15 protein-coding genes are annotated in these 13,152 nt (G+C 67.0%); 9 read left to right on the plus strand and 6 right to left on the minus strand.

All coding sequences use genetic code 11. From position 1 onward, the window contains the following. Positions 1-4: 4 nt before the first annotated feature. From QNO06_RS13420 to QNO06_RS13460, 9 genes are all read left to right on the plus strand, one after another. Positions 5-709 (plus strand): winged helix-turn-helix transcriptional regulator, encoded by a 705-nt coding sequence (locus tag QNO06_RS13420; protein WP_227912765.1) that lies wholly within the window; start codon positions 5-7, stop codon positions 707-709. A 58-nt stretch (positions 710-767) separates the two neighbouring features. Further along, positions 768-1,739 carry a mycothiol synthase gene (gene mshD, locus QNO06_RS13425; protein ID WP_227912764.1) on the plus strand — a complete coding sequence of 324 codons (972 nt, stop codon included), beginning with the start codon at positions 768-770 and terminating at the stop codon, positions 1,737-1,739. Positions 1,740-1,828: 89 nt separating this feature from the next. Further along, positions 1,829-4,054: an RNA degradosome polyphosphate kinase gene (locus QNO06_RS13430; protein WP_227912763.1), complete on the plus strand. Its 2,226-nt coding sequence runs from the start codon at positions 1,829-1,831 to the stop codon at positions 4,052-4,054. Next, positions 4,054-5,025, plus strand: coding sequence for an NUDIX hydrolase (locus QNO06_RS13435; protein ID WP_227912762.1), 972 nt, complete (start codon positions 4,054-4,056; stop codon positions 5,023-5,025). Before QNO06_RS13430 ends, QNO06_RS13435 begins: the two co-directional genes overlap by 1 nt. 29 nt (positions 5,026-5,054) lie before the next feature. Next, a complete protein-coding gene (locus QNO06_RS13440; RefSeq protein WP_227912761.1) occupies positions 5,055-5,891 on the plus strand; it encodes a DUF1648 domain-containing protein in 837 nt (278 codons plus the stop codon). A gap of 19 nt (positions 5,892-5,910) precedes the next feature. Continuing rightward, a complete protein-coding gene (locus QNO06_RS13445; RefSeq protein WP_227912760.1) occupies positions 5,911-6,714 on the plus strand; it encodes a thymidylate synthase in 804 nt (267 codons plus the stop codon). A gap of 25 nt (positions 6,715-6,739) precedes the next feature. Continuing rightward, positions 6,740-7,396, plus strand: a complete 657-nt coding sequence (locus QNO06_RS13450) for a dihydrofolate reductase (protein ID WP_331460624.1) — start codon at positions 6,740-6,742, stop codon at positions 7,394-7,396. Between the two features lie 47 nt (positions 7,397-7,443). Continuing rightward, complete coding sequence (asd, locus tag QNO06_RS13455; RefSeq protein WP_227912759.1) at positions 7,444-8,577, plus strand: aspartate-semialdehyde dehydrogenase; 1,134 nt, start codon at positions 7,444-7,446, stop codon at positions 8,575-8,577. Between the two features lie 89 nt (positions 8,578-8,666). Then, complete coding sequence (locus tag QNO06_RS13460; protein WP_227912758.1) at positions 8,667-9,179, plus strand: hypothetical protein; 513 nt, start codon at positions 8,667-8,669, stop codon at positions 9,177-9,179. Here the strand turns inward: QNO06_RS13460 and QNO06_RS13465 are convergent. The 6 genes from QNO06_RS13465 to QNO06_RS13490 form a co-directional block, all read right to left on the minus strand. Next, positions 9,176-10,240, minus strand: coding sequence for a UDP-N-acetylmuramate dehydrogenase (locus QNO06_RS13465; protein WP_227912957.1), 1,065 nt, complete (start codon positions 10,238-10,240; stop codon positions 9,176-9,178). The genes QNO06_RS13460 and QNO06_RS13465 overlap by 4 nt on opposite strands. Before the next feature lie 5 nt (positions 10,241-10,245). Beyond that, positions 10,246-10,677, minus strand: a complete 432-nt coding sequence (locus QNO06_RS13470; protein WP_227912757.1) for a MaoC family dehydratase — start codon at positions 10,675-10,677, stop codon at positions 10,246-10,248. A 3-nt stretch (positions 10,678-10,680) separates the two neighbouring features. Continuing rightward, positions 10,681-11,130, minus strand: a complete 450-nt coding sequence (locus tag QNO06_RS13475) for an FAS1-like dehydratase domain-containing protein (RefSeq protein WP_227912756.1) — start codon at positions 11,128-11,130, stop codon at positions 10,681-10,683. Beyond that, positions 11,127-11,366, minus strand: a complete 240-nt coding sequence (locus tag QNO06_RS13480; RefSeq protein WP_227912755.1) for a hypothetical protein — start codon at positions 11,364-11,366, stop codon at positions 11,127-11,129. The genes QNO06_RS13475 and QNO06_RS13480 overlap by 4 nt, the downstream gene beginning before the upstream one ends. A gap of 68 nt (positions 11,367-11,434) precedes the next feature. After that, a complete protein-coding gene (locus QNO06_RS13485) occupies positions 11,435-12,400 on the minus strand; it encodes a DUF2797 domain-containing protein (protein WP_227912754.1) in 966 nt (321 codons plus the stop codon). Between the two features lie 82 nt (positions 12,401-12,482). Beyond that, positions 12,483-13,049: a type 1 glutamine amidotransferase domain-containing protein gene (locus tag QNO06_RS13490; RefSeq protein WP_227912753.1), complete on the minus strand. Its 567-nt coding sequence runs from the start codon at positions 13,047-13,049 to the stop codon at positions 12,483-12,485. Positions 13,050-13,152 lie beyond the last annotated feature (103 nt).

Genomic DNA, 13,152 nt, shown 5'->3' on the forward strand with positions numbered 1-13,152 from the left:
ACCTATGTCGCACATTCTGCTCCTGACCAACAGTTCAGGTGCCTCGGTGAATGTCCTGCCTGCCCTGGAGCTGCTCAATCACAAGGTCCATATTGTTCCGGCGGAGCCCACTGCCCTCCTGGACACCGAGCCCAGCGACGTCATCCTCATTGATGCCCGCAAGGACCTGGTGGGAGCCCGTTCCCTGACCCAGCTGCTCAAGGCCACGGGGCTTGGCACCCCGCTGATCCTGATCCTGACCGAGGGCGGCATGGCCGCCGTCGCCCCCAACTGGCTGTCCGACGACGTCATCCTGGATACCGCAGGACCTGCCGAGCTGGAAGCCCGGCTGCGGCTGGCGTCGGCCCGGGGCGGCAGCGGCGCGGAGGAAACCGTCACGGAGATCTCCGCCTCCGGCGTCGTGATTGACGAGGCAAGCTACACCGCACGTGTCAACGGCACGGCACTGAACCTGACCTACAAGGAATTCGAGCTGCTTAAGTACCTGGCACAGCACCCCGGGCGGGTCTTCACCCGCGACCAGCTGCTGCACGAGGTGTGGGGCTACGACTACTACGGCGGCACCCGCACCGTGGACGTGCATGTACGCCGGCTGCGCGCCAAGCTCGGGCCGGACCACGAAACGCTGATCGGCACGGTCCGCAACGTCGGCTACCGGTTCACCCGCTCCCGTACGGAAACCGCCGCACCCGCCAGCCAGGATGCCTGAGCACCCGAACCCGCGCCGCGCGGCCCGCTCACAGCCCCGGCCGCGCTAGGCTTTCGGCATGAGTGAAGAACCGCAGACAGCATGGCCCGTCGTCGAGACACGCGGAACCCCGGAACCCGCTGCCTTGGCAGACATCCTGGAACTGGCAGCGGCCGCCCGGGATTCCGACGGCAACCCTCCCCTGTCCGAGCAGACGCTCGTTGACCTGCGCTCGGCGGACGCGGACCCGGACACGCTGGCCGTCTTTACGACCTACGCCGACGACGCGGGTGCAGCTACCGGCGGCGGCCGCTGGCTGGCCGGCGTTGCCGTGCTGGTGGCCGAAGCCCCCGGCGCCCCCGGGGTCCTGGAACTGGTGGTGCACCCGAACTACCGCAACCAGGGTGTGGGCACTGCGCTGGCCCGGGCGGTTGCCGAGCGTGCCGGCACGAACCGGCCCGCTGCCTGGTCGCACGGAAACCATGAAGCCGCCGTTGAGCTTGCTTCACGGTTTGGCTACCGGCCGGTCCGCGACCTGTGGAAGATGCGGCTGAGCCGTTCCGCCCTGGCCGACGCACTGCCGGAGGCACCGTTCCCGGAGGGCGTGACACTGCGTTCCTTCGAACCCGGCCGCGATGAACTTCCCTGGCTTGAAGCCAACGCCGCAGCGTTCTCGCACCACCCTGAACAGGGTTCGATGAGCCTGGCCGATCTGCAGGCCCGGATGGCCGAGGACTGGTTCGACCCGTCCGGGTTCCTCCTGGCCGTGGACCAGGACGGAAAAATCCTGGGCTTCCACTGGACCAAGGTGCATCCGGGTGCCGGCGGCCATCCGCCCATCGGCGAGGTGTACGTGGTGGGCGTCAGCCCCGACGCGCAGGGCAAGGGGCTGGGCAAGGCCCTCACGATTGCCGGGATCCGGCACCTGCATGCCGCCGGACTGGACGCGGTGATGCTGTACGTGGACGCGGACAATACCGCCGCCGTCGCGCTGTATCAACGGCTGGGCTTTGTCCGCTGGGACCAGGACGTCATGTACGCCCCCGCATAGATTCCACAGCTTGTAATGTTATTTGGACAGGGCCGCCCGGCCACCGGCGCGGCTGCCCTGTCCCGCCGCCAGCACTTCAGGGAGACACTATGGATTTCGATACCGCCGCCGAGCCCCGCGCGACCTTCGGGTCGGCCGAGGCCATGTCGGCGCCCCGGGCCACCCAGGACCGCATCGACATCCCGGACTTCGGCCCTGCCCTGCTGCCCAGCGGGGATATCTCGCCGGCGCGCTTCCTGGACCGGGAAATCAGCTGGCTGCACTTCAATGCCCGCGTGCTGGAGCTGGCGGAGGACCCGGAGCTGTTCCTGCTGGAGCGGGTGAACTTCCTGTCCATCTTCGCCTCCAACCTGGACGAGTTCTTCATGGTCCGGGTGGCCGGGCTTAAGCGCCGGATTGCCACCGGGCTGGCCGTCCCGTCCGCCGCGGGGATGAGCCCCATCGAACAGCTGGAGGAGATCGTGGCCGCCGGCTACCGCCTGCAGCAGCGCCACGCAAACGTATTCGCTCAGCAGATCCGCCCCGCCCTCGCCGAGGAACAGATCTACCTGGTCAGCTGGGACGAGCTCGACGACGCCGCCAAGGCGAACCTGCACAAACAGTTCGCGTCCAAGGTCTTCCCGATCCTGACGCCGCTGGCCGTTGATCCGGCCCACCCGTTCCCCTATATTTCCGGGCTGTCCCTGAACCTTGCCGTGGTGGTCCGCAACCCGGTCAGCGGCAAGGAGTTCTTTGCCCGCGTCAAGGTCCCGGACCAGCTGCCGCGGCTGATCTCCGTGGACGGACCCCGCGCCGGCAACGTGGCCGGGCGGATGGCCCGTTTCATTACGCTCGAAGACGTGATTGCCCAGCACCTGGACCAGCTCTTCCCGGGCATGGACGTCATTGAGCACTACACCTTCCGCGTGACCCGCAACGAGGATCTCGAGGTGGAAGAGGACGACGCCGAGAACCTGCTGCAGGCCCTGGAAAAGGAGCTGCTCCGCCGCCGCTTCGGGCCGCCGGTGCGCCTGGAAGTAACTCCGGAAATGAACCCGAACATCCGCGAACTGCTTGAACGCGAGCTGGGCGTGGAGTCGGACGAGGTCTATGTCCTGCCCGCCCCGCTGGACCTGCGCGGGCTGTCCGGGATCAGCCGCATCGACCGGACGGATCTGCACTATCCGAAGCAGGTACCGCATACCAACCGGCACCTTAAGGAGTCCGAAACCTCCAAGCCGGCCAACGTCTTTGCCGCCATGCGGCGCCGGGACATCCTCCTGCACCACCCGTACGATTCCTTCTCCACCTCCACCCAGGCCTTCCTGGAGCAGGCTGCTGCGGATCCCCGCGTCCAGGCCATCAAGCAGACCCTGTACCGCACCTCCGGGGACTCCCCCATTGTCGATGCCCTGATCGACGCCGCCGAGGCCGGCAAGCAGGTCCTGGCGCTGGTGGAAATCAAGGCACGTTTCGATGAGCAGGCCAACATTTCCTGGGCCCGCAAGCTGGAGCAGGCCGGGGTCCACGTGGTGTACGGCATCGTGGGGTTGAAAACCCACTGCAAGCTTTCGCTGGTGGTCCGGCAGGAAGTGGACGGGCTGCGCCGCTACTGCCACATCGGCACCGGCAACTACCACCCGCGCACCGCCCGCTACTACGAGGACCTGGGCCTGCTGACGGCCAATGAGCAGGTAGGTGAAGACCTTACGAAGCTGTTCAACCAGCTGTCCGGCTACGCGCCCAAGTCCACGTTCAAGCGCCTGCTGGTGGCACCGCGCTCCGTCCGGTCAGGACTGATCGACCGGATTGAACGGGAGATCGCCAATAAGAAGGCCGGCCTCAGCGCCCGCGTCATCATCAAGGTCAACTCGATGGTGGACGAGGCAATCATCGACTCCCTCTACCGGGCTTCCCAAGCCGGTGTGCAGGTGGACGTGATTGTCCGCGGCATCTGCTCGGTACGCCCCGGCGTGCCCGGGCTGAGCGAGAACATTACGGTCCGTTCCGTGCTGGGGCGCTTCCTGGAGCACTCCCGCGTGTTCGCCTTCGCCAACGGAGGCGATCCGGTGGTCTTCATCGGTTCAGCCGACATGATGCACCGCAACCTGGACCGCCGCGTCGAGGCCCTGGTCCAGCTGGCATCCAAGGACGACGTTGCGGAGCTGGTGGCGCTGATGGACCGGTACATGGACCCCGGCACCGCCAGCTGGCACCTGGATGCGGAAGGGATCTGGAACCGCCACCATAAGGATGCAGAGGGCAACCCGCTGCAGGATGTCCAGTCCTGGCTGCTGGCCTCCCGTTCGCGCCAGCGCTCGGTGGCCCGCCGCTGATGGAAGCAACGGAGTCCCGGACGACGCCGGCCGCTGCCCTCGGGGACGCGCCGGTCAAGGTGGTTGCTGCCGGCGCCCTGTGCTGGCGGGAGCGCGAAGGCAAGCTGCAGGTCCTGATGATCCACCGTCCCCGTTATGACGACTGGTCCTGGCCCAAGGGGAAGCTGGACGACGGCGAGACCACGCCCGAATGCGCCGTGCGCGAGGTCCGCGAGGAAGTGGGCCTGCGGATCAGCTTGGGCATCCCGCTGCCGCCCACCGTCTACCCGGTGGCCTCCGGCATGAAGATTGTCCACTACTGGGCCTCTCACGTGGACTCAGGCAAGGCCCGTCCCGACGGCAAGGAGGTGGACGGGATCCGCTGGTGCAGCCCGGAGGAAGCTGCCGAGTCGCTGACCAATCCCACCGACAAGCTTCCGCTGCAGGAACTGGTCCTGGCCTATGACGAGCAGCGCCTGCTGACCTGGCCGCTCATTGTGGTGCGCCATGCCAAAGCCAAGCCCCGTTCCTCCTGGACCAGGGCCGAAGGGGACCGTCCGCTGGTTGCTACCGGCCTGCGCCAGGCCATGGCCGTCTCGCGGCTGCTGGTGGCCTGGCGGCCCAAACGGGTGGTCTCCAGCCCTTGGGTCCGCTGCGTGCAGACCGTCAAGCCGTATGTGAAGGCGGAAGGCGCCAAGTTCAAGACGGTGGACGCCCTCACCGAGCACAACGCCAAGCGGAAACCGGGCAAGGCCCGCGGCGCCGTGGAAGGCCTGTTCGACAAGGCCAAGTCCGCGGCCGTGTGCACGCACCGCCCGGTACTGCCGCTGGTCTTTGACGTGCTGGCCGCGCACATGCCCGAGGAGATGGCTGCCGGACTGCCCGTCAAGGACCCGTACCTGGCGCCCGGCGAGTCCGTGATCTGCCAGGTCAGCAGTGCCGATGAAGGCCGTATTGTTTCCCTGGAGAAGTACCGGGCGTTCGACGACTGACGTTTCACCGGCGCGAGGGGGCGCCCGCCATGACCGAAACCCACCGCGATACTTCACCGGGCGGCGTAACAGTCAGCGGTGCATCGGCCAGCACCGTGCCCGGCCCGGCGTACGGCTGGTACGTCGCCGCCGCCGTCGTCGTCCTGGCTGCGGCAGGCGCCGGGGCAGTTCTCTACCCGGACCTGCCGCAGTCCCTGCCGGTGCATTGGAACGGTGCGGGGCAAGCCGACAGCTATGCGCCCAAGAGCACCTGGTCCGTCTTTGCTGCGCCGCTGATAGCCCTTGGAATGCTGCTCTTCCTGCTGGGAACTGCGGCGGTCATCCCGCGGCTGGCGGCCTTGTCCGGCCAGCTGCACGCCGGCGGCCCTGCGGCCCATACTGCCAACATCCGCGCCACGCAGTTCTTCCTCGGCGGCACCGCCTTCGCACTGAGCATGCTGTTCGCCTGGCTTGCCCTGCGGGGCTGGCTCCTGCCCCCGGACGGCAGCGCCCTGGAATTCGTGCTGCCCACGGTGGCCCTGTTCCTGGCCATGGCCGGCTTCGGGGTGGCAGCCGTGCGCCGGTACCGCAGGGAAGTTGCAGGGACGTCGGATGCGGCGGCAGAGGAGGAGACGGCAGAGGGCCCGGGAGATGAACCGGACGCCCCCGCAGCCGGCGCCGGTGATCCGGTGGCGCAGCGCTGCAACTACCGTGCCGGCATCTACGTGAACCGCGCCGATCCCCGCCTGCTGGTCCCCAAACGGCTGGGCGTTGGCTGGACGCTGAACGCCGGCCGTCCCGCCGGGCTGGCCTTTTACCTGCTGATCGGACTGGTCAGTGTGGCTGCCCTTGTGGCGGGCATCGCACTGCCCCTGCTGGCGCCCTGACCTGAACTAGACTGGCCCGGTGAGCATTCCAACCCCGTATGAAGACCTGCTGCGAGACGTTATGGCCAACGGCACGCAGAAGTCCGACCGCACCGGCACCGGCACGCGCAGCGTGTTCGGCCGCCAGATGCGCTTTGACCTCAGCGAGTCCTTTCCGCTGATCACCACCAAGCGGGTGCACTTCAAATCCGTGGCCCTGGAACTCCTGTGGTTCCTGCGCGGCGATTCGAATGTGCGCTGGCTGCAGGAGCGCGGCGTCAGCATCTGGGACGAATGGGCTGACGACGACGGCGAACTGGGACCGGTCTACGGTGTCCAGTGGCGCTCGTGGCCCACCCCGGACGGCGGGCACATCGACCAGATCGCGAAACTGGTCGAAGGGATCCGGAAGAACCCTGACTCGCGCCGGCACATCGTCACCGCCTGGAACCCGGCCGAAGTGGAAAATATGGCCCTGCCGCCGTGCCACGCCCTGTTCCAGTTCTACGTTGCCGACGGGAAGCTTTCCTGCCAGCTTTACCAGCGCTCCGCGGACACCTTCCTGGGCGTCCCCTTCAACATTGCCTCGTACGCCCTGCTCACCATGATGGTTGCCCAGCAGACCGGTCTGGAGCCGGGCGAATTCGTGTGGAGCGGCGGCGACGTGCACATTTACGACAACCACGTGGAGCAGGTCCGCGAACAGCTGAGCCGCGAGCCTTTCCCCTACCCGAAACTGCATATCCGCCGTATGCCGGAGAGCATTTTCGACTACACGCTTGAGGACTTCGAAGTCCGGGACTACCAGCACCATCCCGGCATCAAAGCTCCCATCGCCGTTTGATCCGACCCCAACGGAAAAGGACACCATGACTGAGTCCGTACCCAACACGTCCGCTCCCGGCACCCGCTACTACCCGGTGGGCGGCGGTTCCGGCGAAGGAGCGGACCTGCACGAAGTGCTGCAGGAACTCGGCACCGTACCCGCCGGGGAACCGGTCATCGGCATGGTCTGGGCGCAGACTGCCGGCGGCGTCATAGGACGCGACGGCGGGATGCCGTGGCACCTGCCCGAAGACCTGGCACATTTCAAGGCCACCACCGCCGGTCACCCGGTGATCATGGGCCGGCGCACCTGGGAGTCCTTCCCGGCGAAATACCGTCCCCTTCCGGACCGGACGAACATCATCATTTCTTCCAGCCCGGAACTGGCAGCCGAAGCGTCAGCCTCCGGCGCCGTCGTCACGGGTTCCCTCGAGCAGGCACTGGCCGCCGCTGCCGCCAGCCCCGGCAGCGAGGAAGTCTGGATCATCGGCGGCGCGCAGCTCTACGAGGCGGCCGTGGAAGTGGCCGACGCCGCGGTGGTGACCGTGATCGACAGCGAGACCGAGGGCGACACCTACGCCCCTCACCTTGGCCCGGAGTGGACCTTTACCGGGGTCAGCCCGGCCTCCGGCTGGTACACGTCCGCCAACGGCAGCCAGTACCGGATTGCCCTCTGGACACGTGATGCGCGTGGACAGTGACGTAAACAACCAAGACGGCAGCGGCCCAACGCCCTAAAGTGGAACCCATGACTTCTTCCTCCGTTCCCACTGCAGGTTTCATCGGCTGGCGCGGCATGGTTGGCTCCGTCCTGATGCAGCGCATGCAGGACGAAGGCGATTTTGCCCTGGTCAACCCCGTCTTCTTCTCCACCTCCAACGCGGGAGGAGACGCGCCGTCGTTCGCGGCCGGCGCGGGCCCGCTGCAGGACGCCTACGACGTCGAGGCGCTGGCCAAGCTGCCGATCATCGTGACGGCGCAGGGCGGGGACTACACCGCGGAGGTCTTCCCGAAGCTGCGTGCCGCCGGCTGGGACGGGATCTGGATTGATGCCGCCTCCACACTGCGGATGGATGACGACGCAATCATTGTGCTCGATCCGGTGAACCGCGACGTGATCGATGCCGGACTGGCCCGGGGCGTGAAGAACTTTGTCGGCGGCAACTGCACGGTCTCCTGCATGCTGATGGGCCTGGGCGGCCTGTTCCGCAATGGCCTGGTGGAATGGGGCACCTCCATGACCTACCAGGCAGCGTCCGGCGGCGGTGCCCGGCACATGCGCGAACTGCTGAACCAGTTCGGTGCGCTGCACGGTGCGGTGGCCCCGGAGCTGGCTGACCCGGCGTCGGCCATCCTCGCCATTGACCGGGCCGTGCTGGCTGCGCAGCAGGACCCGGCGCTGGATTCTTCCCGGTTCGGAGTGCCGCTGGCCGGTTCCGTGATCCCGTGGATTGACGCGGACCTGGGCAACGGCATGTCCAAGGAAGAGTGGAAGGGCGGCGCGGAAACCAATAAGATCCTCGGCCGCGGTGCTGGCGGACGCATCCCGTTTGACGGATTGTGCGTGCGCATCGGTGCCATGCGCTCCCACTCCCAGGCGCTGACCCTGAAGCTCACCGAGGACCTCTCCGTCGAAGAGATCGAGAAGATCATTGACGCGGACAACGAGTGGGCGAAGGTGGTGCCCAACACCAAGGAGGCCACCATGGCCGAGCTGACCCCCGTGGCGGTCACCGGCACGCTGCAGGTTCCGGTGGGACGTATCCGCAAGCTGGAAATGGGCCCGGAGTACATCAGCGCCTTCACCATCGGCGACCAGCTGCTCTGGGGTGCGGCCGAGCCGTTGCGCCGGATGCTGCGCATCGCCACCGGCAACCTGTAAGGGGCCCTGCACCGCTCCCGCGCAGCACCGGCGCGGGCAAGGCAGGCCCGTACGCAAAACTGTCAGAGGCATGTGGCAGGTTGTTGCGCATGGAGCAGCAACCGGCCGCGGGGCACAATGCAGGGCACAACGCAGGGCATCCTGCCCAACAGAGCATAGACGCCATCCTGAGCAGTTTTTTTGCCTTCAGCTGCGCGGGCAAGCAGATACCCACGCATGCCCGCTACCTGCGGGTTGGCGTACAGCTGCGCGCCTATCTCGAGGCCGAAGGCGTCCGCATCCTCTCGGCGGAGGACACGGCGCTCCTGGAGCTGGAACGCGGTTTCGGTGAAGGGTCAGCCTTTGCCCGGCTGTTTGGCGCCGCAGAGCTCGCCTATGCCCTCACCGGCTTCCTGGACCCGGCGTGGCTGCTGCCTGACCTGCAGGACAGGTGCACCCAGGTCAGCATGACCCCGCGCCTGATCCAGTGGCTGTGCAACACGCATCTGCTGGATCCGCACCGGCACCGCCCGGCTATCCGCGGCGCCCGTGCGGCGGCGGCGGAGGCGCGGAAAGGCCCCGCCGGCAGGGAGGGTTCCCAGCGGCGCTGGGAGGGTTCCTAGAGGCTGCAGTTCACCAGGACGGGCTCGGGATGCAGCCGGATTCCGAAGGCCTGCTCCACTCCCTTCGCCACGGCGCGTGCCACCACCAGCAGGTCTTCCGCGGTTGCCTCTCCGCGGTTGGTCACTGCCAGGGTGTGCTTGGTGGACAGGGAAGCACGGCCTCCGGTCCCGTCCGCCGGGTCCAACCCGAATCCCTTGCGGAAACCTGCGTGGCTGATCAGCCACGCGGCGCTGAGCTTTACGTGTCCGGGCTCCGTTACCGGATAGCGCGGGGCGTCCTCGGGCAGGTTTGCAGCCGTTGCCTCGTCCACAATGGGGTTGGTGAAGAAGGAGCCGGTGCTGTAGGTATCCGGGTCCGCTGCATCCAGGACCATGCCCTTGCCCGCCCGCAGGCGCAGTACCTCGCGGCGTACATCCACGGCATCGGTCCGCTCGCCCAGGTCCGTGCCCAGTGCACGGGCCAGCTCGGCGTAACGCACCGGGGCACTGGTATGGCCCTTGGCCAGGTTGAACTCGACGCTGAGCACAACGTAACGCGGGGAGCCGTTGACTGTGCTGCGCTTGAGTACCGAATCCCGGTAGCCGAAGCCCAGCTCCGCGTTGCTGAATTCCGCCACGCAGCGTTCGGTGCGGTCCCAGGCCCGCACCGACCGGATGGACTGGGACACATCTGCGCCGTAGGCACCCACGTTCTGCACCGGGGTTGCCCCGGCGAGCCCGGGAATGCCCGAGAGGGCTTCCAGTCCGGAATAGCCTTCGGCCAGGGTGTACGCCACCAGTTCGTCCCAGGGGTGGCCGGCTTCGGCACGCAGGACGGCGCCGCCGTCGTCGGCCGGTGTCATCCGCAGTCCGCGGGTGGCGATGCGGATGACCGCGCCGTCGAACCCCCGGTCCGAGATCAGCAGATTGGATCCGCCGCCAACGATCAGCAGCGGCTCCCCCGCCTCGTCCGCGGCGCGGACGGCGAGGATCAGTTCGTCTTCGGTTTCGGCTTCAAGGTAGCGGCGGGCGGGCCCGCCAACGCGTGCGGTAGTCAGCGATGCCAGCGGCATCCGGGTCAAAGCGGTCACCAGATCCGCACCACGGCCTGTGCCTTGACCAGCACCTTCTGTCCGTTGAAGGTCACCGTGAGGTCCACGCGCGCCGTGGAGTTATCCACGTCAATGGCGCCGATGGCCCCGGCAACCTCCACCACGGCTCCCGGAGCTTCGTCGAGGTCCTCCACCAGGACCGGGCGGGTAAAGCGGGTCTGGTAGTCGATGACCGACCCGGGATCCCCCGTCCAGTCGCTGACCAGCTGCACGGCAGCACCCATGGTGAACATGCCGTGCGCAATAACGCCGGGCAGCTCCACCTCGCGGGCGAAGCGTTCATTCCAGTGGATGGGGTTGAAGTCGCCGGATGCGCCGGCATAGCGGACCAGATCGGCCCGGGAAATTTCGATGGTGGACGAGCCGATGGACGTCCCGGTGGAAAGTTCGCTCAGTGCAATGGACATTGGTTACTGTCCCTCTCCGCGGACGAGGATGGATGAGACGGTGGTGGCTACCTGTTCGCCTTCCACTGTGGAAATTTCCGCACGGGTGCTGATCAGGGCGCCTTCGCCCATGGCACGCACGGAATCCACGTGCAGTTCGGCCACCAGTTCATCGCCGGCCACAATGGGGCGGTGATGGGTGAAGCGCTGGTCGGCATGCACCACGCGGGAGAAGTCGATGCCCGCTTCGGGATCGGCCACCAGCAGGGCGTCTGCGCGCTGGGCCACGATAATGGCGAACGTGGGAGGCGCCACCAGGTCGCTGTACCCGAGCTCCTGCGCGCTGGCGACATCGAAGTGGGCCGGATTGGTGGCCTTGACGGCGGCGGCGAACTCGCGGATCTTCTCCCGCCCCACTGCGTAGGCCTCACCGGCGGGGTAGCTGCGGCCCTGCAGGCCGGGATTGATGCTCATTTCTTGCCTTCCATTCCCTTGATTCGGCGGCGGGTGTCACGGGCCCGCACCACCATGCCGCTCAGGTGGATACTCAAGCCCACCACTATCAGCGGAAGGGCGATGTACATCAGGACCTGGTTGTCCGTCACCGCGCCCAGCAGCACCAGCAGCACCCCGGCGCCGCTGATCGCCAAGGCACTTACTACCAGTTTCCGGTACAGGGGCGAGCCGGTTTCCCAAGGGGTGTTTAGCATGCCTTCAGAATACAGGGGCGGGCCGGGCGGACCGGAACCGTACCGTGCCTGCTGCCGGAACCGTGCTGCTAGAACAAGGCTGACTGCAACGCAGGCAGCGGTGTACGGTAACCGGCGCCGGTGAGCAGCCGCCGGCCCTTCAGCCGCGACAGGTCCGCTGCGAACAGGGTCTGTTCACCGTCCACCCGGACCAGGGCGGTAGGTCCCAGCACGGCCACGATAACCATCCCGTGCTCTCCGGTTCCGGGGTCGCAGGGATACAGCTCACAGGCCGCCTCCAGGACAGTGGCAAACTGTGCGGGCGGTTCCCAGCGTTCCTCGACGGTGGCGAAACCCTCAATCCCTGTACTGTCCAGCAGGTCCCGCACGTCCTGCGCGGCCTCCGTGTTGAGGGAATCCAGTTCCGCCGCGGCCAGCGGCCGGGCCAGTGCTGCTGCTTTGGCTCCGGCGCGGACAGCCTGGGGCAGGCCAAGCCGGGAGGTCACCGTATCTTCGAGCACGCGGACGGTCAGGCCGTTCACGGCGCGGGCAACATAGGAGGCGCGGACGGCTCCCTGCTCGACCAGGCGCAAGTGCTTGCGCGGGTCGGCTGCCGTGCCGACTTTGGTGGAGCCGTCGGCGAAGGTGGCGACATAGAGCCAGTGCGGCTGGTCCAGGTAGCGGCGCAGGGTTTCGGGAACACTGACGGTGCGGTGGCTGTTGTGCATGCCCCGCACCTCGTCACGGGCGAAGCACTGGCCGCACTGGTAGCCCCGTTCCGCCGCTGCCTGCGCCAGACACGGCGTGTGGGACTGGCCGCCGCCGTCGTTCACCTGCCACGATCCCAGGCAGAAGCGCGATGCGGCACCGGGGCCTTCCAGGACACGGAACCGCACTTCCGTTCCCGGCTCAAGGCGCAGCCGGTGCGGCATGCCGTTCGGCGTGTGCAGCGCAAGGGCGGGGCCGGAGGCATCCCAGGACGTGCCGGAGCAGAGGAACCGGCCGGCGTGTTCGTCTGGAACCGGCTCATCGGCATCTCGCTCATCTGCATTCACCGGATGATTCCTCCGTTAAAACGCCAAGGGGTGGGGCAACGTTTTCACGTTACTCCACCCCTTGGCGGTGATCCGGCAGGCGTCAGGCGTGCTGGCCCGCGTGTTCGCCTTCGGAGATTTCCTCCACGAGCTTGTCGTTGAAGGCGGGCAGATCGTCAGGGTTGCGGCTGGTGACGAAGCCCTGGTCCACCACCACTTCCTCATCGGTCCAGTTGGCGCCGGCGTTCTTCAGGTCCGTGGCGAGGGTGTGGTAGGAGGTCATGTCCCGTCCCTTGACCACACCGGCCTCAATCAGCAGCCAGGGGCCATGGCAGATGGACGCCACCGGCTTGTGGGCTTCGAAGAACGCCCGGGCAAAGTGCTGGGCGTCCTCGTTCACACGCAGGAAGTCGGCGTTTACGACGCCGCCGGGCAGCACCAGTGCGTCGAAGTCGTCCGCGTTGGCGTCGGCAACATCGAGGTCAACCGTGAAGGTCTCCCCCTTGTCCATGCCGTCGAAGCCCTGAATGGTGCCCTTCTTGGGGGAAACCAGGACCGGCTGTCCGCCGGCTTCCTTTACGGCCTCCCACGGGCTGGTCAGCTCGATCTGCTCCACCCCGTCGGTGAGGAGAAAAGCTACCTTCTTGCCCGAAATGTCGTGCTCTGCCATGGTGTCTCCGTTCATTCCCGCCGCTGCCCCTGCGGGCGGCGGCATTGCGTCTACGGTCTTACCGCTGTTTCCGGAAACCCTTGGCTTCCGCTGGACCCAGCCT

It is taken from the genome of Arthrobacter sp. zg-Y20 (assembly GCF_030142075.1).
Lineage (GTDB): Bacteria > Actinomycetota > Actinomycetes > Actinomycetales > Micrococcaceae > Arthrobacter_B.

Excerpts from the sequence above, each read along its gene's own strand:
- QNO06_RS13420 (WP_227912765.1), top strand. The coding sequence starts at position 5 with ATGTCGCACATTCTGCTCCTGACCAACAGTTCAGGTGCCTCGGTGAAT.
- mshD (WP_227912764.1), top strand. The coding sequence starts at position 768 with ATGAGTGAAGAACCGCAGACAGCATGGCCCGTCGTCGAGACACGCGGA.
- QNO06_RS13430 (WP_227912763.1), top strand. The coding sequence starts at position 1,829 with ATGGATTTCGATACCGCCGCCGAGCCCCGCGCGACCTTCGGGTCGGCC.
- QNO06_RS13435 (WP_227912762.1), top strand. The coding sequence starts at position 4,054 with ATGGAAGCAACGGAGTCCCGGACGACGCCGGCCGCTGCCCTCGGGGAC.
- QNO06_RS13440 (WP_227912761.1), top strand. The coding sequence starts at position 5,055 with ATGACCGAAACCCACCGCGATACTTCACCGGGCGGCGTAACAGTCAGC.
- QNO06_RS13450 (WP_331460624.1), top strand. The coding sequence starts at position 6,740 with ATGACTGAGTCCGTACCCAACACGTCCGCTCCCGGCACCCGCTACTAC.
- asd (WP_227912759.1), top strand. The coding sequence starts at position 7,444 with ATGACTTCTTCCTCCGTTCCCACTGCAGGTTTCATCGGCTGGCGCGGC.
- QNO06_RS13460 (WP_227912758.1), top strand. The coding sequence starts at position 8,667 with ATGGAGCAGCAACCGGCCGCGGGGCACAATGCAGGGCACAACGCAGGG.
- QNO06_RS13470 (WP_227912757.1), bottom strand. The coding sequence starts at position 10,677 with ATGTCCATTGCACTGAGCGAACTTTCCACCGGGACGTCCATCGGCTCG.
- QNO06_RS13475 (WP_227912756.1), bottom strand. The coding sequence starts at position 11,130 with ATGAGCATCAATCCCGGCCTGCAGGGCCGCAGCTACCCCGCCGGTGAG.
- QNO06_RS13480 (WP_227912755.1), bottom strand. The coding sequence starts at position 11,366 with ATGCTAAACACCCCTTGGGAAACCGGCTCGCCCCTGTACCGGAAACTG.
- QNO06_RS13490 (WP_227912753.1), bottom strand. The coding sequence starts at position 13,049 with ATGGCAGAGCACGACATTTCGGGCAAGAAGGTAGCTTTTCTCCTCACC.